General features: G+C 58.3%; 22 protein-coding genes and 2 tRNA genes. 11 read left to right on the plus strand and 13 right to left on the minus strand.

The genetic code is table 11. The features are described from left to right. Window positions 1-155: 155 nt before the first annotated feature. From ACR0DH_RS10410 to ACR0DH_RS10430, 5 genes are all read right to left on the minus strand, one after another. Complete coding sequence (locus ACR0DH_RS10410) at window positions 156-935, minus strand: SDR family oxidoreductase (protein WP_480548415.1); 780 nt, start codon at window positions 933-935, stop codon at window positions 156-158. A 21-nt stretch (window positions 936-956) separates the two neighbouring features. After that, the gene (locus ACR0DH_RS10415; protein ID WP_170535642.1) at window positions 957-1907 is read right to left on the minus strand and encodes a calcium/sodium antiporter; all 951 of its coding nucleotides are present in this window, start codon (window positions 1905-1907) and stop codon (window positions 957-959) included. 168 nt (window positions 1908-2075) lie between these two features. Continuing rightward, on the minus strand, window positions 2076-2873 hold the full coding sequence (locus ACR0DH_RS10420) for a S49 family peptidase (RefSeq protein WP_480548413.1): 798 nt from the start codon (window positions 2871-2873) through the stop codon (window positions 2076-2078). A gap of 103 nt (window positions 2874-2976) precedes the next feature. Next, complete coding sequence (locus tag ACR0DH_RS10425; RefSeq protein ID WP_480548411.1) at window positions 2977-3738, minus strand: ABC transporter permease; 762 nt, start codon at window positions 3736-3738, stop codon at window positions 2977-2979. Continuing rightward, complete coding sequence (locus tag ACR0DH_RS10430) at window positions 3735-4664, minus strand: ABC transporter ATP-binding protein (RefSeq protein ID WP_480544447.1); 930 nt, start codon at window positions 4662-4664, stop codon at window positions 3735-3737. Before ACR0DH_RS10430 ends, ACR0DH_RS10425 begins: the two co-directional genes overlap by 4 nt. 158 nt (window positions 4665-4822) lie before the next feature. Here ACR0DH_RS10430 and ACR0DH_RS10435 point away from each other — a divergent pair, with 158 nt between their 5' ends. After that, entirely contained in the window at window positions 4823-5932 is a 1110-nt protein-coding gene (locus ACR0DH_RS10435; protein ID WP_480548409.1) for a CaiB/BaiF CoA transferase family protein, read from the plus strand. 59 nt (window positions 5933-5991) lie between these two features. On the opposite strand, the gene hemE is transcribed toward ACR0DH_RS10435, so the two are convergent. Beyond that, complete coding sequence (gene hemE, locus ACR0DH_RS10440; RefSeq protein WP_480548407.1) at window positions 5992-7026, minus strand: uroporphyrinogen decarboxylase; 1035 nt, start codon at window positions 7024-7026, stop codon at window positions 5992-5994. A gap of 107 nt (window positions 7027-7133) precedes the next feature. On the opposite strand from hemE, the gene hemC reads away from it, so the two are divergent. Beyond that, complete coding sequence (hemC, locus tag ACR0DH_RS10445) at window positions 7134-8105, plus strand: hydroxymethylbilane synthase (RefSeq protein ID WP_480548405.1); 972 nt, start codon at window positions 7134-7136, stop codon at window positions 8103-8105. 218 nt (window positions 8106-8323) lie between these two features. Here hemC and ACR0DH_RS10450 read toward each other — a convergent pair whose 3' ends face one another. From ACR0DH_RS10450 to ACR0DH_RS10475, 6 genes are read right to left on the minus strand one after another with little or no spacing between them, the layout of a single operon-like run. Beyond that, entirely contained in the window at window positions 8324-9595 is a 1272-nt protein-coding gene (locus ACR0DH_RS10450) for an aspartate aminotransferase family protein (protein WP_480548403.1), read from the minus strand. Between the two features lie 33 nt (window positions 9596-9628). Beyond that, window positions 9629-10735, minus strand: a complete 1107-nt coding sequence (locus ACR0DH_RS10455) for a mandelate racemase/muconate lactonizing enzyme family protein (RefSeq protein ID WP_480548401.1) — start codon at window positions 10733-10735, stop codon at window positions 9629-9631. Continuing rightward, a complete protein-coding gene (locus tag ACR0DH_RS10460) occupies window positions 10732-11016 on the minus strand; it encodes a cupin domain-containing protein (RefSeq protein ID WP_480548399.1) in 285 nt (94 codons plus the stop codon). Before ACR0DH_RS10460 ends, ACR0DH_RS10455 begins: the two co-directional genes overlap by 4 nt. Further along, window positions 11013-12119 carry a mandelate racemase/muconate lactonizing enzyme family protein gene (locus ACR0DH_RS10465; RefSeq protein ID WP_480548397.1) on the minus strand — a complete coding sequence of 369 codons (1107 nt, stop codon included), beginning with the start codon at window positions 12117-12119 and terminating at the stop codon, window positions 11013-11015. Before ACR0DH_RS10465 ends, ACR0DH_RS10460 begins: the two co-directional genes overlap by 4 nt. After that, window positions 12116-12694, minus strand: coding sequence for a dimethylsulfonioproprionate lyase family protein (locus ACR0DH_RS10470; protein ID WP_480548395.1), 579 nt, complete (start codon window positions 12692-12694; stop codon window positions 12116-12118). The genes ACR0DH_RS10465 and ACR0DH_RS10470 overlap by 4 nt, the downstream gene beginning before the upstream one ends. Further along, window positions 12691-13773, minus strand: a complete 1083-nt coding sequence (locus ACR0DH_RS10475; protein WP_480548394.1) for an alcohol dehydrogenase family protein — start codon at window positions 13771-13773, stop codon at window positions 12691-12693. The genes ACR0DH_RS10470 and ACR0DH_RS10475 overlap by 4 nt, the downstream gene beginning before the upstream one ends. A gap of 94 nt (window positions 13774-13867) precedes the next feature. On the opposite strand from ACR0DH_RS10475, the gene ACR0DH_RS10480 reads away from it, so the two are divergent. The 9 genes from ACR0DH_RS10480 to ACR0DH_RS10520 all read left to right on the plus strand — a co-directional run bounded on the left by ACR0DH_RS10480 (window position 13868) and on the right by ACR0DH_RS10520 (window position 22153). Next, window positions 13868-14755, plus strand: a complete 888-nt coding sequence (locus ACR0DH_RS10480; RefSeq protein WP_480548392.1) for a MurR/RpiR family transcriptional regulator — start codon at window positions 13868-13870, stop codon at window positions 14753-14755. 134 nt (window positions 14756-14889) lie between these two features. After that, on the plus strand, window positions 14890-15591 hold the full coding sequence (locus tag ACR0DH_RS10485) for a hypothetical protein (RefSeq protein WP_480548390.1): 702 nt from the start codon (window positions 14890-14892) through the stop codon (window positions 15589-15591). Further along, the gene (locus tag ACR0DH_RS10490) at window positions 15588-16898 is read left to right on the plus strand and encodes a hypothetical protein (protein ID WP_480548388.1); all 1311 of its coding nucleotides are present in this window, start codon (window positions 15588-15590) and stop codon (window positions 16896-16898) included. Before ACR0DH_RS10485 ends, ACR0DH_RS10490 begins: the two co-directional genes overlap by 4 nt. Further along, window positions 16888-17844: an AAA family ATPase gene (locus ACR0DH_RS10495; protein ID WP_480548387.1), complete on the plus strand. Its 957-nt coding sequence runs from the start codon at window positions 16888-16890 to the stop codon at window positions 17842-17844. The genes ACR0DH_RS10490 and ACR0DH_RS10495 overlap by 11 nt, the downstream gene beginning before the upstream one ends. Window positions 17845-17861: 17 nt before the next feature. Then, window positions 17862-19124, plus strand: coding sequence for a DUF58 domain-containing protein (locus ACR0DH_RS10500; protein ID WP_480548385.1), 1263 nt, complete (start codon window positions 17862-17864; stop codon window positions 19122-19124). Continuing rightward, complete coding sequence (locus ACR0DH_RS10505) at window positions 19124-20119, plus strand: stage II sporulation protein M (RefSeq protein WP_480548383.1); 996 nt, start codon at window positions 19124-19126, stop codon at window positions 20117-20119. Before ACR0DH_RS10500 ends, ACR0DH_RS10505 begins: the two co-directional genes overlap by 1 nt. Further along, a complete protein-coding gene (locus ACR0DH_RS10510) occupies window positions 20116-21012 on the plus strand; it encodes an RDD family protein (RefSeq protein ID WP_480548381.1) in 897 nt (298 codons plus the stop codon). The genes ACR0DH_RS10505 and ACR0DH_RS10510 overlap by 4 nt, the downstream gene beginning before the upstream one ends. Window positions 21013-21130: 118 nt before the next feature. Next, window positions 21131-21922 (plus strand): hypothetical protein, encoded by a 792-nt coding sequence (locus tag ACR0DH_RS10515; RefSeq protein WP_480548379.1) that lies wholly within the window; start codon window positions 21131-21133, stop codon window positions 21920-21922. A 141-nt stretch (window positions 21923-22063) separates the two neighbouring features. Further along, window positions 22064-22153: transfer RNA gene (locus ACR0DH_RS10520), tRNA-Ser, on the plus strand. A gap of 119 nt (window positions 22154-22272) precedes the next feature. Here ACR0DH_RS10520 and ACR0DH_RS10525 read toward each other — a convergent pair. Next, a tRNA-Met gene (locus ACR0DH_RS10525) sits at window positions 22273-22349 on the minus strand. Window positions 22350-22363: the final 14 nt, after the last annotated feature.

Below are 22363 nucleotides of genomic sequence, written 5' to 3' on the forward strand. Positions count from 1 at the left end.
AGTTCGCCGATTTGCACAAAAATTAGGCGCTCTCCTAATGCTTTGTTTTATAATGCTATTTTTTTGAGGCGCCGGCAAGTACATGAAAAAAAAGACATTTTTGTAACGCGCATGTAACAGGAAAGCGAGCGGTGTAAAACTTACAGCGGATTTACCTATTCTACGCCCAGAACATCGGGGGTTTGCCACCCCAGATGCTGCCCGCCATCAACGCACAAAAGCTGCCCTGTGACCGCATGAGCATCGAGAAAATAGCCAAGTGCCGCCGTGATATCCGAGGGATTCGCACCGCGTTCCAGCACCGTGTTCGCGCGTTGGGCCTGAAAGTGCTCCTCAGATTGTCGATGTCCTTGCATGGTCGGGCCGGGCCCAATGGCGTTGACTCGGATCGCAGGTGTCAGCGCCTGCGCCGCCGTTCGGGTCAGTGCCCAAAGCCCCATCTTGGCAATGGTGTAGGTCATGAATTCCGGCGTCAGTTTGCGCACCCGCATGTCCACCATGTTGACGATCAGCCCGGTCGCCACCGGTTCACCCTGCGCATCAGTTTCGGGCTGCAGGCCCTGTTCTGCCATGGCCTGCGTCAGCACGAAGGGTGCCCGCAGGTTGCTATCGATGTGCCGGTCCCAGCTTTGGCGCGTGGCCGTGTGGATGTTGTCATATTCAAAGATAGAGGCATTGTTCACCAGACAGGTGATCGGCCCGCCCAGCGCCTCAGCCGCGCGTGGAAGCAAGGCCGCGACCTGAGCCTCATCCAACAGATCAGCCTGCAGCGGGACCGCCTTGCGGCCCAGGGCTTCGATCTGTGCAACCGTCTCTGACGCAGGCTGTTCCGAGGTCGCAAAATGAACGGCCACATCATACCCGCGCCCGGCCAGATACAGCGCCATTGCCCGCCCCAAACGGATTCCGGCTCCGGTTACTAAGGCTCGGGACATGGGCTACCTCTCTTTGTCAGATCACATCAGCAATGCGGTGAGATAAAGCGCATAAAGAAACGTCAAGACCAGACCCCAGATGCGAGAGATATCCTGTTTGAAAAACACAAACGGGATCAGCAGCAGCGATGCCCCCAGCATCACCCACAGGTCAAAGCGCAGGAATTCCGGGTCGACGGGGATGTTGCCGAACCAGGTGGCAATGCCGACAATGGCCAGAAGGTTGAACATGTTCGACCCTATCACGTTGCCCAGCGCTACGTCCGCCTGTCGCCTCAGCGCGGCCATAACCGTTGTCGCCAGTTCAGGCAGAGACGTCCCAATCGCGACCAGCGTGAGGCCGATCACGGTTTCGCTGATGCCATACATACGTGCGATAATTGTGGCGTTGTCCACCAGAAGGTGCGCGCCCATGGGCAGGCCGATCAGGCCCAGGATCAAGTAGATCGAAATCTTCCAATACGGCATGTCTGGATCAGCCTCTTCCAGACCATCCAACTCATCATCAGCCGCGCAGGCTTTGCGATGTGCTTTTGCATCTCGAAACGCGTTCCACAGAACCAGCCCAAGTGCGGCCAACAGGATTGCGCCGCTGAACAGGTTGAAGACACCACAAAAGGCCAGGCCAATGAACAGAACACTCGCCAGCAACATAAAGACATAGCTTTTGCGGCTGTCGCATTCGCTTGTGTGCAGGGTCGCTAGCAATGCGGGCACACCCAGTACCAACAGGATGTTGGCCGTATTGGACCCAACGACATTGCCCAGCGCAAGACCAGGCGCACCTTCGTCAATCGCGCTGATGGCGATCAACAATTCAGGCGCCGAGGTGCCAAAGGCCACGATGGTCAGGCTGACGATCAGGGCAGGTACCCCCAATCGTAGGCTCAGGTTCACTGCTCCGCGTACCAGCGCATCGCCTGCCAACAGCAGGATCACCAAACCCAGGCCGGAGAGCAGCCATGCCGTCATGTCCGGCCTCCTTTTTCACAGGCACAAGGCCCCTTGCCGATCTGGAATCTGCCACAGCGCGGACATTTGGCCGAGCTCAAACGTTTTTGCCCGGGAAACCGCAGCTTGCCGAACATCGCCAAAACACCCATGGCAACCAGAAACAAGGTGACAATTTTGATGATCACGTCACAGACCGAAACGCGCGTAGGCCGCCCGCTCCTCTAGCCCGGCAATGGCGTCTTGCACCAGCGAAGCCCCGAAGCGCGACCAAATTGGTTTGCGCACGCCGTAGCGCCGAAATTTAACCTTCTCGCCGAAACGCTCCTGCATCTTGGGTTTGAGATGGGCGATGCCTTCGATCAACCCCAACTCCTGCGCGCGTTTTCCAAGCCAGACTTCGCCCGTAAAAAGATCGGCACTTTCGTCCAGCTTGTCCCCACGGCGGGCTTTGACATGCGCAATGAAGTTTTCATGGATGTCGCCCAACAGGCCCTGCAGACGCTTGACGTCTTCCTTCTTTTCCGGCCGGAACGGGTCGAGCATCGATTTCGACTTGCCAGCCGTATGCACGCGCCGCTCGAACCCCTGCTTTGCCAGAAATTCATGCGCTCCAAAGCTGGCAGAAATCACTCCGATCGAACCCAAGACCGAGCTTTCATCGGCCCAGATTTCATCAGCTGCCGCTGCCAACCAATAGCCGCCCGAGGCCGCGACGTCCTCGACAAAGGCAATCACCGGGATGTCGAGCTCATCAGACAATCGCCGAATACGTGACCCAATCAGCGAGCTTTGAACCGGTGAGCCACCCGGAGAGTTGACCTCTAGCGCGACGGCAACTGGCTTTCCCTTACGAAACGCCTTTTCCAAAACAGGGGCGAGCGAGGTATCGTTTAACGCTCCGCGCCCGGCCATTCCAATAGCCCCGGACAGGCGTATGACGGCGACGACGGGATGTTTTTTGACAAACGGCAGGCGGAGTTTCATGGGTGCCGATGTAGAGTGCCCCCAACCCGTAAACAAGGGACTCATCCGGCCTTAAACGCGACGTGAACCAAATTCACACAGTCGACGGGCAAAAATGCAACGCCTAGCTGCGGATACGCCATCCGGTTTTGAATATCCAACCGATCACCGCAAGGCAGATCAGCGTGAACGCCACGATGGCCAGCAAGCTGAACACAACTGGTACGTCCGCCAGCCCGTAAAACGACCAGCGGAAACCCGATATCAGGTACACGACCGGATTGAATAAGGTGATAGTCTGCCACAAGGGGGGCAGCATCGAAATGGAGTAGAAAGTGCCACCCAGAAAGATCAGCGGCGTCACCACAAGCTGCGGCACCAGCGACATCTGTTCAAAGTTGCTGGCCCAGATACCAATGATGAAACCAAGCAACGAAAAGCTGAGGCAAGACAGGATTAAGAACGCCGCCATCGCAAACGGGTGTTCTATTCGGATATCTACAAAGAATGTGGCCGTCATCAGGATCACCAGACCAACGAACAGAGCCTTGGTCGCGGCCGCACCAACATAACCGATAACAATCTCAATAAAGTTCACCGGGGCCGAGAGCAGCTCGTAAATTGTGCCTAGAAACTTAGGGAAATAGATGCCGAAAGACGCGTTTGAAATCGACAGCGTCACAATCGACAACATGATCAACCCGGGCACGATGAAGGCACCATAAGACACGCCCTCGACCTCTTGAATGCGGCTGCCGATGGCGGTGCCAAAGACCACAAAGTACAGCGAGGTCGACAGAACCGGTGACAGAAAGCTTTGCGCCAAAGTCCTGAAGAAACGGGTCATTTCAAATCGGTAGATCGCAGCGACAGCAGACCAGTTCATGCGGGCTCTCCCGATACCAGATTAACAAATATCTCTTCCAGACTGGATTGCCGGGTCTGAACGTCCCGCAAGACCAATCCGGCCTGCGCCACATCATTCAAAAGCGTGGTGATCCCGGTTCGATCGGCATTGGTGTCATATGTATAAACCAGCGCGTCGCCATTGCCATTCAAGGCCAAGTTATGAGCAGCCAGACTATCCGGTATCTCTGATATCGGAGCCGCCAGCATCACTTCGATCTGCTTTTTGCCCATCTGCGCCATCAGCGTGTCCTTGTCCTGCACCAGCAGCAGCTCACCCTTGTCGATTACCCCGACCCGATCCGCAATCGCCTCGGCCTCCTCGATGTAGTGCGTCGTCAGAATGATGGTGACACCGGCCTGTTTCAACTCGGCCACAATCTCCCACATGTCCTTACGCAGTTCGACGTCGACCCCGGCCGTGGGCTCATCCAGAAACAGAATACGGGGCTCATGCGCCAGTGCTTTGGCAATCAGAACCCGCCGCTTCATGCCCCCCGATAACTCTTTGATCGCATTGCTGCGCTTGTCCCACAGCGATAGCTTCCGCAATATTTCCTCGATCCGGCTATCGTCGCGCCCATACCCGAACAGACCGCGCGAAAACCGCACGGTGTTGTACACTTTCTCAAACGGCTCCAACGCGATTTCCTGCGGCACCAGACCGATCATCCTGCGGGCGGCGCGAAACTCGGCCTGAATGTCATGGCCGCCAACGGTGACTGATCCGGAACTGGGCGTGGTGATCCCACAGACGGTCGAGATCAGGGTGGTCTTGCCCGCCCCGTTCGGCCCGAGCAGCGCCAGAATCTCACCTTCTTCAATGTCCAGCGAAACGCCTTTCAGCGCCTCAAACCCGTCGGCATAGGATTTGCGCAAATCCTTGATGGACAAAATAGCAGTCATGGCTGGCCCTCGTTTCTGGTCGGAACCATATCGCGACTTGCCAGCATGCGACAGGTCAGTTCCGCACAGTGTTCTCCGCATTTTTGTGGAAAGATCAATCGCCACCCTTGCAATCTTACCAATCCGCCGGAAACTTTGGCCAAAACAGGAGGCGTCATATGCTGAACGGATTACGCATCATCGAGGTTGAAGGGCTTGGCCCCGCGCCCTTTGCCGCCATGCTGTTGGCCGATCTGGGCGCGGATGTGGTCACGATCCATCGCAAAACAGGCACGCCACCGCCTGGAATGCCGGATCGCGCAATCCTGGACCGGGGCAAACGATCGATTGCGCTGGATCTGAAAGACGCTGACGATCTGGAAACCGCAAAGCAGTTGATCGACACCGCCGATGCGCTAATCGAAGGGTTTCGCCCCGGCGTGATGGAAAAGCTGGGCCTCGGGCCAGATGAATGCCTGCGAAGCAATCCAAAACTGGTCTATGGGCGCATGACTGGTTGGGGGCAGAACAGCCCCTTGGCCCAGACTGCAGGCCATGATCTGAACTACATCTCTCTTTCCGGTGCGCTTTGGTACGCATCAGCATCGGATGCGGTTCCACAAACCCCAGCCACACTGGTGGGCGATATCGGCGGCGGTGCGATGTATCTGGTCGCAGGGTTGCTCGCAGGCCTCATCAACGCCCAAAGCACTGGAGAAGGCACGGTGGTCGACGCCGCCATCTATGACGGCTCGGCCCATATGATGAACCTGCTGATGACCATGCGCCAAACTGGCAACCTGCAAGAGGCACGCGGTCAAAGCCTGCTGGACGGCCCGCATTGGAGCCGCACGTACACCTGTTCGGACGAACGTTACATCACCGTTCAATGTCTAGAACCCAAATTCTACGCCGAATTCCTGAAGATCATGGGGCTGTCTAAAGACGACACCTTTGAACCTCAATACAAGCCGACGCTCTGGCCCGAGCAGACCCGTCGCTTGGCGCAGCTATTCTGCAAACATCCGCGGGACCACTGGGCAACCTTGTTCCAAGGCTCAGACGCCTGTGTCGCTCCGGTTCTCAGCCCGGACGAAGCCCTCACCCATCCCACGAACGATATGCGTCAAACATGGCAGAGCGTCGACGGCACCCTTCAGGCAGCAGCCGCGCCCCGCTTCTCGAACCGCTGCTGGACCCCGCAGCCCAGCCCAACCCGAGGCCAACACAGCGCCGAGATCAAAGCCGAACTCGACAGCTTGCGCCGATCCAACCCTTCATCTGGCTAAATATATCCCGGGGGATGAATTGGCCGCAGACCAAGAAGGGGGCTGGCCCCCTTTCCCCCTTACCGCCCCCGCACAGTGTCGATCATCAACTGCACATTCTCCGGGTCCGCATCCGGCGTGATCCCGTGGCCCAGATTGAAGATGTGGGGGCCTTTTGAGAACGCCTCGACAATGCGCCGGGTTTCATCAACCAGCGTTTGACCGCCTGTGACCATGTGCGAGGACGCAAGATTGCCCTGAACACAGCCGTCTACCTGCACATGGGCAGCCGCCCAATCGGGCGCGACCGAATTGTCCAAAGCTACGCAATCCACGCCGGTTTCTTTGGCAAAGCCAATATAACCATCGCCGGCTTCTCGCGGAAAACCAATGACCGGGATATCGGGATGGCGCGCCTTGATGGCTTGGGTGATCACTCGGCAAGGCTCGACCGCGTACTTCCGGAACGCTTCACCCTTCAAAGAACCAGCCCAGCTGTCAAAAATTTTGACCACTTCCGCGCCCGCCACGATCTGAGCCGAGAGGTATTCGATCGTTGCCAGCGTGATCCGGTCCAGCAAAGCTTCAAACAGCGCAGTGTTCCCCTCGCGCAGCGCATGCGCAGGACCCTGATCCGGCGTGCCGCGCCCGGCGATCATATAGGTCGCCACCGTCCAGGGCGCGCCGGCAAAGCCGATCAATGTAGTCTCGGATGGCAACTCGCGCGACAGAATCCGCACGGTTTCATAGATCGGAGACAGTGTTTCATGAATATCCTCAACCGGCTTCAAAACATCAAAGTCCGATTGCCGCGTGACCGTCGACAAACGCGGGCCCTCACCGGTCACAAACCACAGATCAGCCCCCAATGCCTGCGGCACCAATAGAATATCAGCAAACAGAATCGCCGCATCGAACCCGTATCGACGGATCGGCTGCAACGTGACCTCGGCAGCCAGCTCCGGATTATAGCAAAGCGACAGGAAATCTCCGGCCTGTGCCCGCGTTGCACGATATTCGGGCAGATACCGGCCAGCCTGACGCATCATCCAGATCGGCGGCACGTCTTGGACTTCACCCGCCAGGGTCCGCAACAACTTTTTCGTCTCGGCCATCTTTGCCCCCAAGTGTTCTAATTGGTCCACGGGGTCATCCTTTGGCGGCAATTTGTCAAGCGCAGCCCCCATTGTCAGGGCAATGTGACGCGACTAAAGCTGTGCCCATGACACTGACCCTGCCCACCCCCGCATCGCCGCTGAAGATCGGCACCCGAGGCTCGCCGCTTGCTCTGGCGCAGGCCTTTGAAACGCGCCAACGGTTACGTGATGCGTTCGATTTGCCCGAGAACGCGTTTGACATCGTGGTGATCAAAACCACCGGCGACAACCGCGCCATGATCGACGCGGACCGACCGCTGAAAGAAATCGGCAACAAGGGCCTGTTCACCAAAGAGATCGAAGAGGCGATGCTGCGCGGCGCTATCGACATCGCCGTGCATTCGACCAAAGACATGCCGGTTGCACAGCCCGAAGGTCTGGTGCTGGACGCGTTCCTGCCGCGTGAAGACGTTCGGGATGCCTTCATCTCTCCGCAGTTTCAGGCCATCCACGACCTGCCTCAGGATGCAGTGGTTGGCACCTCGTCGCTGCGGCGCAAGGCGCAATTGCTCAATCGCCGGCCTGATCTGAGTGTTGTCGAATTCCGGGGTAATGTTCAGACGCGCCTAAAGAAACTGGCAGATGGCGTGGCCGAATGCACGTTTCTGGCCATGGCGGGCATCCGGCGCCTGGACATGGCGGATGTTCCAGCCAGCCCGATCTCGCCCGACGAGATGCTGCCCGCCATTGCACAAGGCGCTATCGGAATAGAGCGTCGCGAAGATGACAGCCGCGCCGCCGAACTGCTTGAAGCAATTCACCATGTGGAGACCAGCAACCGACTGACAGCCGAGCGATCCTTGCTGGCGGCGCTGGATGGTTCATGCGAAACCCCAATCGCTGGTCTGGCCGAGATCAACAATGGTCAGCTAAGGCTGCGCGGCGAGGTTCTGCGCCCCGACGGGTCCGAAGCGATTGGTGAAGACACCACCGGAGCCATCGAAGACGGCGCTGAAATGGGCCGTGCCGTAGCTGATATCCTGCTCAAAAATGCAGGCCCCGGATTCTTTGATTGGAAAAAAATCGAAAAATTTTAACCAATGTGAACTTTTTCACAGCGCAGGGCCGGAATTCAGCTGATAGTGTGTTCATACCGGTTGGAAAATCGGGACAGTCTCGAAAGTATCGAAAAGTTTCAAGTTGTTAGTGTTTTAATCAGTGTTCGAGGGGGCGAGGCTGACCCCGACATTCAAAAGGTCCAGGGTCGCTGTTGGGGGTCAACAGCGGCCCGACTTTTTTGGATCATGACGTATCTTCAGCTTATGGCGCTGACAGCTTGCTGAATGGCATATTGTGTCTGTTCCAGATCCGCCTCGGTGATCGCCAAGGACGGATAGAGCTTACCTGGCGATTTGAAGATACCATGCGCGCGCAACACGTCATTGAACAGGACGTTGTGCTTCGGATCGTCATGCTTGGCGCTGCGATAGTCCCGACAGTCGCTACTGGTGAAGTAGACGTCAAACAGGGTCACGTCACCGCAAATCTGGTGCGCGATCCCGGCCTCATTCAATGTATCGGTCAGCATATTTTGCAAGCGCGCACCAATGTCGCGCAGGCGATCATAAGTGCCGTCGCGGCGCAGAATCTCCATCGTTTTCAGCCCGGCGACCGAGGCAACGGGGTTGCCTGACAAGGTGCCAAGCTGCATCAGCCATCCACCCTCGCCCACTTGCGATTTGTCGAAATGCTTCATGATATCGGCACTTGCGCCCAAAGCGGCCAGCGGGAAGCCACCACCAGTGATCTTGCCCATCGTACAGATGTCGGGTGTCACGCCATAGCGCTCCTGCGCGCCTCCATAGGCCAGGCGGAAACCAGTGACGATTTCATCAAAGATCAGCAAGACATCATGCTTGTCACACAGATCGCGTAGGCCCTGCAGATAGCCGGGCATGGGCGGGATGATCCGCTGCAGAGGTTCGACCATTATCGCGGCGATATCGCCATGTTCGTTCAGCAGGGCCTCAACCGCGTCCAGATCATTAAACGGTGCGATCAGCATCTGATCCGCGACCCCCTGTGGGATGCCGGCGCTGTCCGGTACAGCCTGTGGGAAATTGACCTGTCGGCTAGGGGCCAGGCTCATCTGTGCCTCGGCGCTCATCCCGTGATAGCCACCTTCGAATTTCAGGATTTTATCGCGCCCGGTATAGGCCCGCGCCAGACGGATGGCATACATATCCGCCTCACCCCCCGAAGCAACAAAACGGACCTGTTCGCAACAGGGCACCGCCTCAATGATCGCTTCGGCCAGTTCGATGCCCTTGGCGTTGTTGGCGAAAAAGGTCATACCCTTGGGCAGTTGCTCCAGCACGGCCTCCATCACCTCGGGATGACCGTGGCCCAGCAACATCGGCCCTGATCCGATCAGATAGTCGATGTATTCGTTGCCATCCTCATCCCAGACACGGCTGCCCTCACCACGAGAGATAATGATCCCCGGATCGAAATTGCCAAACCCGCCCGCTGGCAAAGCAGCATTCGCGCGGTCGATCCATTCGGCTTGAGTGTTGATCTTCAGCATGTCACGCGATCTCCATCGTAATAAACTCAGTGACTATTCATAAATCGCGACCGGGTCGCCCAGCGCGTCTTCATCGGGGTGCACGCCAAGGCCCGGAGCCTCGGGCAAATGCAAGTGACCGTTGATATTGCGGGGGCCGCGACCACCGGCAACGTCGACGGTGATCATATCCTGACAGGCCCAGACGGCGTGACAGTTGTGATCCGGGATGGTCGCAGCCAGATGCAGGGCCTCGGTATCGGCCAGAACCGTTCCGCCGGTCGCCATCACGAACATGTCGATCCCATGGGCCAGTGCGATATCACGTAGCCGCGCGGCCTTGGTCAGACCACCGACCCGGTTCAACTTGATCCCAAAGACCTCGGCGATCCCTTCGCGGGCGATGCGGGCGGCATCTTGCAACGTCACCAGACTTTCATCCACCGACACGGGTGAGGCATGACGGCCAGAGAGGGCGGCGATATCGTCGAGTGACTCGCCGGGCTGTTCGAACATCACGTTCAGGTCTTCACAGGCGCTCATCACCTGTAGGGCCTGTTGCCGCATCCAGCCCCGATTGACGTCATACAGGACTATCTCACCCGGTCGCCGGATGCTTTCAACGTCGCGGACACGGGCGATGTCACGTTCCACATCGCCACCGATCTTCACCGAATGGGCCACATAGCCCCGGCTGCGGTAGCGTTCGATCACCTCGCGGGTTTCTTCGACTGTCTTCGCCCCAACGGACGAGGCAATCGGGCGCGGTGTACGGGATCCGCCGCCCATCAGATCGGCAATCGGCAGCCCCGCCGCCTGTCCGGCAATATCCCAGCAGGCCATATCAATCGGGCTTTTGGCATAAAGATGGCCGGGCAAGGCCAGATCCATCGCCCGTTCCACATCCAGCACCCTTCGCGGATCGAGGCCCAGAATGAACGGTGCCATGGTCTCGATCCCAGCCCGAATACCCGGCCCATGTGCGGGCACATAGGTGTGACCCCATGGCGTGCCCTCACCCCAACCGATCAGACCCGTATCGGTTTCTACTTTCACCAGCGTCGCGTCCAAAACTTCGAATTTCAGCCGCCCACCAGACAGCCAATAAGGGTGCTCAAGCGGTAGATCGACGTGATAGACCGAAAGGCGTGTGATCTTCATTTCAGTTCCACCTCGACAAAAGACATCGGTTCGTCGCCCGCGTTAATCACGTTATGCTCGACGCCTTCGTCGCGGCGATAGGCTGTTCCGGCCGGCACAGTGACCTCGTTGACGGAACCATCCGGCAGCTCAAGACGCATGTGACAATCAGTGATGGCCGCGATGACGTAATCCATCTGGTGCCGGTGCCACCCGGTTTCTGCACCGGGGGCAAAGTCAAAACGTGTGACGCGCACGCGCGCGTCGTCGATCATCTGGGTAGCGATGGCTTGAGGCTTCATAAGGCATACTCCGCCACTGGTGCGCCGAGGCTTTCAAAGTCTGGTTTGACACCCAGGCCGGGTGTGTCAGTCGCGTATAGCTTGCCATCACGGGCAATCGGGCCGCCGATGCCGGTGGATCGGGTGTTGTAGTTCATCAAATCGGTTGTGTTCTGCAGATACTCCGACGGGGTCGAGGCCGCGAAATGGGCGACAACAGAAGATGTGATCTCACCGCCCCATGTATCCTCGCTGACCACGGGTATCCGGTTTTCGACCAGATAGTCCCTCACCCGCCGCGCTTTGCTGAGACCGCCGAGGTTCGAGATCTTCAGACAGCAAATCTCGGCCCCGCGATCTGCAACAATCCGCTGCGCCACGTGCATGCTGGTCAGGCATTCGTCCAGCTTCATCGGCTGCTCAGCAACACGTCTGACTTGCTGGCATTCCTCATACGTCCGGCAGGGCTGTTCGAGGATGAAATCCAGATCGCGCGTGGCACGGGCCACCCGGATCGCATTGTCAACCCTCCAGCCCTGATTTGCATCTGCCATCGCCTTTTCGCCGGGTTCCAGAAAGGGCACTGTGCTGCGAATGCGGTCAATGTCACTGGCCCAGTCACCACCCACCTTGATCTGGAACTGGCGGTAGCCCTGATCGCGATACCGGTTCATCTCGGCAATTGTTTCGTCAGTGTCTTTCTGTGGTGCAACCCGATACATCGGCGCACCGTCGGTCAGCTTGCCCCCCAACAGCATCCAGACGGGTTGATCGCAGGCCTGCCCCAGAATATCCCAGCACGCGGCATCGAACGGGGCCTTGGCGTAGCCGTGGCCTTGTACAAGATGATCCATGATCTGTTCGATCTGACTCACTTGTCGCGGGTCTTGACCCAACAGTGAGGATGCAACCAACCGCGCCAGCGCCGCGACCCCTTCGGAATGGGCAACCATGTAATTCTCGCCACAGGGCGTAAACTCACCACAGCCCTGCAGGCCAGCATCCGTGTCGATCACCACGACCGATGCAATGGCGGTTTCAATCGCGTTTCCCGCACCCCAAACATAAGCGCCCCCAACATAGGGCAATCCGGTCTGATAGATGCGGATGCGTGTGATCTTCATGCCGCGTCCATTCTTGGCAGATCGCCCATACCCGCGCCGCGCCACAGAACAAATGTCAGGATGGGTTGATCGGTTGTAACCATGGCATGGCTTTCCCAACTGGAGTGCATTCGGGTTTGATCTGGCCCAACGAATGCCGCATCCTCGGCGCTCTTGAACACAGCGCCGCCCGCCAAGGTCAAATAAAGCTCCTCAGCCTGATGGCTGTGCCAGTCATAGTTCAGCCCCGGCCCCCAATAGGCGATGTAGCCGCGCAGCTGGGTCGAGTAGAAATGGCCGGTTGGGCCAAACAGTTCATAATATCCATAGCGGGCCAGAAAATCCGCACCGACCTCGTCTTCGGTATAGGTCTGTTTCCAATGGGCCAGATGCGTCGTCCCTTGCACCGCGGCCACCAACCTTTGGGTCAATTCGCTGCCCTTGACCTCAAATTCCCGCACTTGGTCTGCCGCTGCGATGTGACTGGGGTGGGCGTGCATAACTGACAGGTCCGAAGGCCACGCGCCAAACGCGGACAGCTCAGGATGTGCCTGATGCACCTGCCGAGCAGCTTCTAGGACATCATACAGCGTCATGGGATCACCACGATGTTGCCGGTATGTTGTTTTGCGATGAACGCGGCCTGGGCCTCTCGCAATTCTTCAAGCGGGTAGGTTGCGGCAAGGGCCGGTTTAATCTCACCCGCTTCGATGTATTTGACGAGGTTCTGCATGACCTGAGGGTCAATCACGGTGGAACCGGTGAAGGTCAGATCGCGCAGATAGAACGTGCGCAGGTCGAACTCGACCATAGGCCCGGCAATGGCACCCGAACATGTATACCGACCGCCGCGTTCCAATACGTCAATCAGGTGCGGCCAATAAGGACCACCCACCACATCTGCCACAACTGTGATTTTCTCAGCCCCAAGCGCTGCGCGCAGATTTTCAGGCGCACGGGGCAAGATTCTATCTGGGCCAAGCTTGGCCACGTCTTCGTGCTTTGCCTCAGAAGCCATCGCGATCACACGGGCACCCCTGCGCCTGGCCAACTGCACCAAAGCACCGCCAACACCACCCGATGCGCCCGGTACCAGAACCGTATCCGCGCCGGTCACATTGGCGCGGGTCAGCATCCCTTCGGCAGTCGAATACGAACAGGAGAAGGTCGCAAGCTCCGCATCCGTCAGCTCCGATGTAATCGGCACGGCATTCACCGCCAATGTCGTCGCGTATTCAGCAAAGCCGCCATCCCGTTCGGACCCACAGTAACCCGTCTTATCCATATTCTCAGGATCGTTAGGATCGCGCAGCCAGCCGTCGGTGATCACCCGCTCTCCGACACGTATTGGATCGACCCCATCGCCAACCGCAACGATATGGCCACAGATATCAGCGCCTTGAATGCGAGGAAAAGTGATGGGGGCACCGCCCCAGGTGGGATCATCCTCGCCCACTTCCTCGAACGCGCCGCCGGTCGTGGCGTCAGTCACGGTCTTCGAATACCAGCCAGATCGCGTGTTCACATCCGTATTGTTCAGCCCGCAGGCGGCGACGCGGATCAACACCTCACCCGGCGCAGGATCGGGACGCGGCCAGTTGTTGTGCAGCACCATTTGCTCAAGGCCGCCGTGCCCCATGGTCACCATGGCCTTCATTGTATTGGGCAGGGTCATGCTCTAGTCTCCTGATGGGCCACAGATCGATGCGCGTTTCATGGCCTGCGATTCTGCTCGACAGGCTAATTTCACAACTGTACCATCGTCAATCATGAATGACACAAATGTATCATCAATCGTTCTGGATCGCCTGTCCGAGGAATGGGACGTGCTAACGCCCGAAGCCCAAAAGGCCGCACGGTATGTGCTGGAAAACCCCACGGATGTGGGCGTATCCACCGTGCGCGAGATTGCCGAGGCGGCCAATGTCAAACCCAACACCTTTGTCCGCATGGCGCGGCAGGTCGGGTTCGAAGGCTACGAAGATTTCCGCGCGCCCTTCCGTGAAGCGATCCGCAAAGGTTCGGCTTCATTTCCCGACCGCGCCCGCTGGTTACAGGAAATCGGCAAATCAGGAGAGATGGGGGGCCTTTATGCGGATATGATCGGCGCGGCCATCCGCAATATTGAAGAGACATTTGCCGGCATCGATGTCGAACGACTGCGCGCAGCCGCCGAAGATATCTGGAACTGTCGCCAGATTTTCACGCTGGGCGTTGGTGTGAACAACTCGAACGCGCGCAACTTTACCTATCTGGCCTCGACAGGGATGAAGCAGTTTCACGCCATCCCCCGGTCAGGTTCGACCCCGGTGGATGATCTGGCCTGGGCGGATGAACAAGATGTCCTGATCGCCATCACCTGCCACCCCTACCGGACCGAAGTGATTGATGCGATCAAACTGGCCCGGCGGCAGGGGATGACAGTTGTTGGCATCTCGGACAGCCCCGCCAGCCCCGTGATCCTGAACGCACAACACGGGTTTGTCGTGGCCGCGGATACGCCGCAGTTTTTTCCCTCCTCAGTATCGACCATCGCCCTTTTGGAAACGCTGTTGTCCTTCGTCATCTCGGTTTCCAGCGATGAAATCGTGGAACGTGTCGAACGGTTTCACCAGCGCAGGCATCAGTTGGGCCTGTATGCGGCAGAGCCTGAATAGACCTACTATGCGGCTCTATCATCGCCCGGTTTCACATCCTCGATGTGGCCCATAGCAACAGGTTGTGGACGATGATCCTGACAAACGCGTCTAGGTTGTTGCCTGCCATTCGCCAGTGATCTATCGATACCGCGATGAGATTTGTTTTGGCCTGTTTTTCTGCGTGTTTTCTGTGCGCTTTACCCCCTGCCCACGCGCAGGAGGCGACGCTATCCCGACCGGACCTTAGCGCCTCGGGGCAGGACTATCTGAAAGCAGTCAGATACCGCGGGATCGACACAGATGTGCTGTATTTCGATCCCACCAAACCCGCGCCGCCACTGGACACGGATTTCACGCCTCAGGCTGAGAACCAACCGGTTCAACTGTCTGCAGATAGTCGCTGGATCGTGGGTCTGGTCTCTGCGATTGCCCTGATTTTCCTGGCGCTTTTCATCTATAACAGTGCGAGTAAAACATCTGTTTCTTTCCGCAGATCCTCGGACAATGCCAGGCGCAAGGGTCGGCATGGCGACCCTGCGGCGGCGATAAACGGCGAGGAAATGCCTGATCTGGACGCGCTACTCAGGCTTAAGGATCGTGATCTGGCCGTCACCGGGTTGGCCCAGCTGGCACTGAGCCGCTGTCTGGCCGCCAATGAGGTGCTGTTCAAACGCAGCTGGACCCACCGCGAGGCCCTAAGCAGCATGCCGCAGAACCTGTGGTACATCCCTGATCTGCGCGCGCTGGTTCTGGAAAGCGAGCGCGTGAATTTCGGTCATCACTCGATCAGCAAGGGCGATTTTGACGCACTGCTCTCACGTATCCGGCCCGTCCTGCGCGAGGTGCGGGCATGAGCGAGACAACAGGGTTCCCACCGACAGATCGTATCCGTTTGGACTGGATCATCGTCGGCGTGGTGATTGCGATATGCGTCGGCATATTCCTCTATGTCATGGCGGGCCGCCAATATGCATTGCGCGAGTCGGCCAGCGGGTTTGACGGGCTGGATCGCTGGCTGAACAGCCAATCGCATACCACACAAAGCTTTACGGGCGGCTGGCCTTTGGATCGCAGCACCGTGGGCCTTCTGGTTCAGCCGCTTTACGACACGCGCCTCGATACGGATCGAACCGCTGCGAAGACCAAAGAAGAGTTGTTGTTTCAACCCGATGAGTTCGATCAGGACATCGACGTCATTCGTGACAAGGCGCAATCGGTTCCCAGCCTGATCATTCTGCCGAAATGGCGCAGCGGCATGCGCCTGACCGGGTTTGGACATCCCTTTCTGATCGCGCAAAGGACCGATCTTGAAACGATCCTGCACGGGCTTGTCGGGCCCGAGGTCGGAGTCCTGCACTTCGCGCGCAGACCGTTTCTGGACTATGAACTGGTCGCAGACCCACAGCTGAAAGCCCGAATTTATGCGGCCCAGACCTTTGCCGGAAACGGGTGCGATCCCATCGTCGGACAACCAGGTGAGATGCTGCTGGGCCTATGCCCGCTGCCGGGGTCTGAGGGCGAGCAACAAGTCTACATCCTGTCCGACGCGGATCTGTTGAACAATCACGGCCTGACCCTGGGTGACAATGCCTGGATTGCGGCGCGGGTCTTGCCTCAGATTGCAGGGGGTCAGCGGATCATCATCGATTACAGCGACCAGAACTGGCTGACCGCACCGGAAAACGTAGTCGCCCGTGAACGTACATGGGATGATTTGAAACGCCTGTTCGAACCTCCGTTTCGGGTTTTGTGGATCGGGGCGGGTCTTTTACTGGCGCTTTCGATCTGGCGTGGCGGTTTGCGCAGCGGGCCCGTGGTGGGCTTTGTCCCGACGCTGGGCACTGGCAAACGTACAGCCAATCGGGCACGCGCACGGCTTATGCGCCTGACGGATCAGGATGGCGCGATGCTATCGGACTATGTCGACACACGGTTGCGCGCCCGTGCCGCCGCGCTGTTTGGCAATACGCAAATGACAGTCGGCACACCTGAAGAGGCGTATCTGAAATACGTCCGCGCCAGAAAGCCTGATCTGGCCGCCCAGCTGGACACGCTGATCCAAACCATAAGCGCCCTGCCCCCGCATCTGGGTGCAGATGACGCGATTTCCTACATTGACCAATTCGAACTGATACTGGAGCACCTTGCCAATGACGCTTGAAGAACTGTTCGCCCGGGCCGAGGCGTTGCGCGCCGAGATCGGCAAAGTTGTGCAAGGCCAGCAAGAGGCTGTTGACCTGCTGCTGACCGCCTTGTTCGCGCGCGGGCACGTGCTGCTCGAAGGCCCTCCGGGCACGGCAAAAACCCTGCTGGCCCGCAGCTTTGCCGGGGCGTTGAACCTGCAATTCGGACGTATCCAATTTACCCCCGACCTGATGCCGGGCGACGTGTTGGGCACCTCGATCTACAACTTTCAAACCAGCGAGTTTGTTCTGACCAAAGGCCCGGTCTTCAGCCAGATTCTGCTGGCGGATGAGATCAACCGCGCCCCGCCCAAGACCCAAGCCGCGCTGCTGCAAGCGATGAATGAGCGGATGGTGACGATTGACGGCACCGACCACATGCTGGGGTCGGAATTCATCGTCGTCGCCACCCAGAACCCGATTGAACAGCAAGGCACCTACCCCTTGCCCGAGGCGCAGCTGGACCGGTTCCTGTTCAAGGTGAACCTGACCTTCCCACCCGAAGATGTGGAACTGTCGATCCTGCGCCAGCATGCGAATGAGCCGCTGGATTTCCTGAGCGCCACGCAAACCGTGCAGCCGCTGCTGGATGCGCCGACCATGTTGGCCGCGCGACGACTGATCGACGGGATCGTGCTGGATGATGACATTCTGGCCTATATCCTGCGGCTGGTTCGCGCCACGCGCGAAAGCGCGGACATCGCCTTTGGCGCCTCGACCCGAGCTGCGGATGCCATTGCCGGGGCCACCCGCGCAACGGCGGCCCTGAACGGACGTGACTTTGCGATCCCCGATGACGTCAAAACCCTGATCATCCATGCGCTTCAACACCGCATCGTGCTGTCCCCCTCGGCCGAGATCGAAGGGCGCGGCCCGCGGCAAGTGCTGGAAAACATCCTCAATCAGATCGAGGCCCCCCGCTGATCCGGCCATCCCGCATATTGCTGATCGCGGCCTGCGCGGCGCTGTGCCTGTCGCTGCTGGCGATTGTTCTGGGGGATGCAACCCGGCCCATCGCTGGCTTGCCCTGGGTTGTGCTGTGCGGTTTGGCAATTATCGATTTGCTGCTGTCCTGGCCACGTCGGCGGTCGGTGACGGTTGAACCGATGCCGGATGTCTTTGTGGGCGAGGCAGGTCAGATCGACTTGACCGTCTCCCCCACCGCGCCGGGGATGTTGGGCGAGATGGACTGGCCTGCAGGGCTGGATGGCCCGTCGGGTTTTGACCTGTCGAAAGGCTCGGTTCAAATCCCGTTTCGCGCGGGACAAAGGGGCACCTGGGATCTGTCTCACCTGTGGTTGTCATGGTCTTCGCGGCTAAGGCTGTTTGAGTTCGTCCCCAAACTGTCCTTTGGTCTGAAGATCCCTGTGGTCCCAAACATCCGCCGGGTCATGTCGGGTGAGATTTCGACAACCGTGCAGTCGCGCCTGTTTGGCGTGAAGGAAAACCGAGCCATTGGCGAAGGCACCGAGTTTCACCAGTTGCGCGATTTTGTGCGCGGAATGGATGCCAGCTCGATTGATTGGAAACGCTCGGCCCGGTATCGCTCGCTTGTGGCCAAAGAGGTGCGGGCCGAGCGAAACCATCATGTGATCATCGCGTTGGATAACGGCTATCAGATGCGCGAAGAGGTCGCGGGATTGCCAAAGATCGATCACGCCATCACCGCCGCACTCGCCACCGCCTGGGCCGCAGCCATCGGAGGCGATCAAGTCGGGCTTTATGCCTATGATGCCAAACCGCGCATGTTCCTGCCCCCCGAACCGGGGCGCGCCGCTTTCAACCGGCTGCGTAGCCGCACAGCTGAACTCAGCTATGAAAGCGTCGAGACCAATCATACGCTGGCCATGACCGAGTTAAACGGACGCACGCCAAAGCGCAGCCTGATCATCGTGTTCTCGGATTTCGTGGACACCACAACTGCCGAATTGATGGTCGAGAATGTCAGCGTTCTGGCAAAGCGGCATCTGATTGTCTTTGTCACGCTGCGCGACCCGATTTTGGAAGCACAGGTCAATGAAGCCCCATCAGATATGGATGGGGTGGCAGAAACGGTTTCAACCGGGCAACTGCTGCGTGAACGCCGCCTTGTGCTGGAACGGTTGCACCAACTGGGCGTCACTGTGATTGATGCGGAGCCAGGTGAGGTCTCGGCCCGCCTGATCTCGACCTATCTGGAAATCAAAGCGCGAGAGATGATCTGATGTCTGACCGTGACCTGATCCGCTCGGCCCGGTTTCGGCAGGAACGCGAAGGCGACTGGCGCAGATTGTCCGATCTGGTCGACAAGGCCGAGGGTCAGGGCCTGCATCGCATGAGCTTTCAGGAGGCGCGCGATCTGGCCGATCTGTATCGGCAGGCCACCACGTCCCTGTCCATCGCTCGCGAGATTTCGCTGGATCGCGGCTTGCTGGACTATCTCGAAGCCCTGACCAGCCGTGCCTATCTGAGCGTTTATGCCCCGCAGCAGCGGTTGGGCGGCACAATCCGCAGGTTCCTGACCAGCGGCGGGCCACGGGCGATGCGATCCTCATGGCGCGTCACACTGCTGGGGTTTCTTTGCATGGCCGCCGGGGCGCTGGCCGGATATTTCTTCTATTTTGACAACACCGAATGGTTCTACGTCTTCATGCCATCCGACCTCGCCGGAGGACGCGGACCTGAGGCCAGCACCGACTACCTACGGTCAGCGATCTATGGTGAAGAGGACGCCACGGGCCTTGGCGCCTTTGCGACCTATCTGTTCTCCCACAACACCCGGATCGCGATTTTTGTCTTTGGCCTCGGCGCGTTCCTATGCGCGCCGACGATCATGCTGCTGTTCTATAACGGACTGATCCTTGGCGTATTCTACGCCCTGCATATCGACCGCGGGTTGGGCTGGGACATGTTCGGATGGCTCTCGATCCACGGCGTGACCGAGCTGTCGGCGATCTGCATCGCAGGCGCGGGGGGGCTGAAACTGGGTCTGGCTGTCCTGTTCCCCGGCCCTCAAACCCGAGCAGCGGCCCTGCGCGCGGCGGGCCATGATGCGGTCAAGCTGGCGCTGATCGCGGCGATGATGCTGGTGGTTGCGGCCCTTTTGGAAGGGTTCGGCAGGCAACTGGTTCAGGATCGCTCCACGCGCATTGCCATCGGCTGGACCATCGGGGCGCTTTGGCTATTGTGGTTCCTTCTCGGCGGAAGGAGGCGGTCATGAGCATTGCCGGAATGGACCGCCTGCTGCCACCTGAAGGTGTGCCGCTTTACTTCCGTGTCGCCGGTGTCGGCGTTCGAACCGCCGCGCAGCTAACCGACATTCTGATCACCGGGGCCGTGGCGGTTGCGCTGTTCCTTCTAGCGGTTTCCTTCGATCTGGTCGAACCGTTCACGGCTTCGGCAATTGGCGCGATGCTTTTCTTCGTCATCCGCATCCCCTACTACGCCGCCTCCGAGCTGATCTGGAATGGTCAAACCCTTGGTAAACGGCTGATGAAGATCAAAGTGGTATCGGCAGACGGTCAGGCCCTGACAACGCAATCGCTGGTCGTGCGCAACCTGATGAAAGAGGCCGAGATCTTCCTGCCCGGCACGATGGTGCTGACGCTGACAACCGATGCTCTGGTGCCATCCCTAATCTCGTTGGCCTGGGTCTTGAGCGTTCTGGCGATCCCTTTGTTCAATAAACGTCGGCAGCGGCTTGGGGACATCATCGCAGGCACATACGTGATCCATTTGCCGAAACCCATTTTGCTGCCGGATATGTCAGAAAACAACCGGCCACTAACAGCTACGCAATCCTCTTATCAATTCCTGTCGCATCAATTGGAACATTATGGTGCGTTCGAATTGCAGACCCTCGAAGGGGTTCTGCGCGGTGCCAATCGCGCCAAAGGCCCCGCCGCCTACAAGCAACAGAAAGAAACGCTGGCCGCCGTCTTTGCGCAAGTGCGCCGCAAGATCGAGTATGCCGACCCGGTTCCGAACGCAGACCACCAGGCCTTCCTCGAAGCCTTCTACAAGGCACAGCGCGCCTTCCTCGAACAACGTCAGTTGTTCGGAGACAAACGGAAGGACAAGCACCACACCGCCGAGAACGGAGACCTCCAATAAGAAGCTGTTGCCGTTTTGCCTAAGGGCGAGATTTAACGCGCGGTTTCCCCTTGCAGATGAAAGGCCGTGCGCTGCTTTATCTGAGCCAAGACCATATCGTTTAGTTTAGGATATACAGATGGCTGACACTGCAACTTCTGACTTCCACGCCCCCTTCGGAGTGGGCGCGGTTCTGAGTGATACATTTTCGATCTTCTTCCGGAAAATTCACATCGTGATCCTGTTGGGTTTCATCCCCGCTCTGATCGACGTCATTGTGAATACATATGCCTGGGATACGGATTTCGAAGCCGTTCCGGGGGTTGAGTTCGACTGGGCGACCTTCAGTTCCACCTTTGTCGTGGCCCTATTGATCTCATCCGTCGCCATCTCACTAACCTCGGCCATGGTCATCCAACTGGCCTATGACGCCAAATCCGGACGGCCCGCCCAGATTGGCCAATACTTCAAAAACGCCTTGGTCAACCTGCCAGCCTTGGCGGTTTTGTCCATCGTAAGCGGCATTCTGATTGTGATCGGGTTTGCGCTTGTGTTTGTACCCGGGCTTTGGCTCTACGCGGTATTCTCAGTCATCGTCCCGGCCATCGTCATCGATAAATCCGGTTTCGGAGCTCTCAATCGCAGCTCGCAGCTCACAAAGGGCTATCGCTGGCCAATCGTCGGCACGTTAGTCCTGCTTATTCTGTGCATCTTTCTGGTGTCTGCAGCAGTGGGGTTCGTATTTGCGTTTGGATTTGGCGACACCTCTGCCATCGGATTTGAACCCACCCTTACGTGGATCGTAGCCGAGGCTGTCCTGAACGCGCTGGCCTATGGCTGGACAGGTGTGGCAATCGCGATGATCTTTGCCCGCCTGAAAGAAATCAAGGAAGGCGTCAGCGTCTCAGATCTGGTCGACGTGTTCCGTTAGAGCCCGCATATGCCCGGCGGCGGCATAACTGCCGCCGGGGCCCTGCTTCGTTTCCAGAACCGGGCTTGAGGTCATAAAAAATGACTCTAGCACCAGAATCGACCTTGTAACTCCGTGACATGCAAGGATATACCCGTCGGCGGAGACGTGGCCGAGTGGTCGAAGGCGCTCCCCTGCTAAGGGAGTAGGCCCGGAAGGGTCTCGAGGGTTCGAATCCCTTCGTCTCCGCCATCTAACCATTTTATCCATATATATATTCAGGTTATGAGCCTGACGAGGTGAAGACGTTAAGCGATTGATCCTGGGGATCAATTGTAGTCTGAACGGGCTGTTCTGAGGTTTTCTGACGCTGGTTGCGGGAGCAGGATTTGAACCTGCGACCTTCAGGTTATGAGCCTGACGAGCTACCGGGCTGCTCCATCCCGCGACACTTTGCGTTGG

This window comes from Ruegeria sp. I1 (genome assembly GCF_056532675.1).

Excerpts from the sequence above, each read along its gene's own strand:
- ACR0DH_RS10410 (WP_480548415.1), bottom strand. The coding sequence starts at position 935 with ATGTCCCGAGCCTTAGTAACCGGAGCCGGAATCCGTTTGGGGCGGGCA.
- ACR0DH_RS10415 (WP_170535642.1), bottom strand. The coding sequence starts at position 1,907 with ATGACGGCATGGCTGCTCTCCGGCCTGGGTTTGGTGATCCTGCTGTTG.
- ACR0DH_RS10420 (WP_480548413.1), bottom strand. The coding sequence starts at position 2,873 with ATGAAACTCCGCCTGCCGTTTGTCAAAAAACATCCCGTCGTCGCCGTC.
- ACR0DH_RS10425 (WP_480548411.1), bottom strand. The coding sequence starts at position 3,738 with ATGAACTGGTCTGCTGTCGCTGCGATCTACCGATTTGAAATGACCCGT.
- ACR0DH_RS10430 (WP_480544447.1), bottom strand. The coding sequence starts at position 4,664 with ATGACTGCTATTTTGTCCATCAAGGATTTGCGCAAATCCTATGCCGAC.
- ACR0DH_RS10435 (WP_480548409.1), top strand. The coding sequence starts at position 4,823 with ATGCTGAACGGATTACGCATCATCGAGGTTGAAGGGCTTGGCCCCGCG.
- hemE (WP_480548407.1), bottom strand. The coding sequence starts at position 7,026 with ATGGCCGAGACGAAAAAGTTGTTGCGGACCCTGGCGGGTGAAGTCCAA.
- hemC (WP_480548405.1), top strand. The coding sequence starts at position 7,134 with ATGACACTGACCCTGCCCACCCCCGCATCGCCGCTGAAGATCGGCACC.
- ACR0DH_RS10450 (WP_480548403.1), bottom strand. The coding sequence starts at position 9,595 with ATGCTGAAGATCAACACTCAAGCCGAATGGATCGACCGCGCGAATGCT.
- ACR0DH_RS10455 (WP_480548401.1), bottom strand. The coding sequence starts at position 10,735 with ATGAAGATCACACGCCTTTCGGTCTATCACGTCGATCTACCGCTTGAG.
- ACR0DH_RS10460 (WP_480548399.1), bottom strand. The coding sequence starts at position 11,016 with ATGAAGCCTCAAGCCATCGCTACCCAGATGATCGACGACGCGCGCGTG.
- ACR0DH_RS10465 (WP_480548397.1), bottom strand. The coding sequence starts at position 12,119 with ATGAAGATCACACGCATCCGCATCTATCAGACCGGATTGCCCTATGTT.
- ACR0DH_RS10470 (WP_480548395.1), bottom strand. The coding sequence starts at position 12,694 with ATGACGCTGTATGATGTCCTAGAAGCTGCTCGGCAGGTGCATCAGGCA.
- ACR0DH_RS10475 (WP_480548394.1), bottom strand. The coding sequence starts at position 13,773 with ATGACCCTGCCCAATACAATGAAGGCCATGGTGACCATGGGGCACGGC.
- ACR0DH_RS10480 (WP_480548392.1), top strand. The coding sequence starts at position 13,868 with ATGAATGACACAAATGTATCATCAATCGTTCTGGATCGCCTGTCCGAG.
- ACR0DH_RS10485 (WP_480548390.1), top strand. The coding sequence starts at position 14,890 with ATGAGATTTGTTTTGGCCTGTTTTTCTGCGTGTTTTCTGTGCGCTTTA.
- ACR0DH_RS10490 (WP_480548388.1), top strand. The coding sequence starts at position 15,588 with ATGAGCGAGACAACAGGGTTCCCACCGACAGATCGTATCCGTTTGGAC.
- ACR0DH_RS10495 (WP_480548387.1), top strand. The coding sequence starts at position 16,888 with ATGACGCTTGAAGAACTGTTCGCCCGGGCCGAGGCGTTGCGCGCCGAG.
- ACR0DH_RS10505 (WP_480548383.1), top strand. The coding sequence starts at position 19,124 with ATGTCTGACCGTGACCTGATCCGCTCGGCCCGGTTTCGGCAGGAACGC.
- ACR0DH_RS10510 (WP_480548381.1), top strand. The coding sequence starts at position 20,116 with ATGAGCATTGCCGGAATGGACCGCCTGCTGCCACCTGAAGGTGTGCCG.
- ACR0DH_RS10515 (WP_480548379.1), top strand. The coding sequence starts at position 21,131 with ATGGCTGACACTGCAACTTCTGACTTCCACGCCCCCTTCGGAGTGGGC.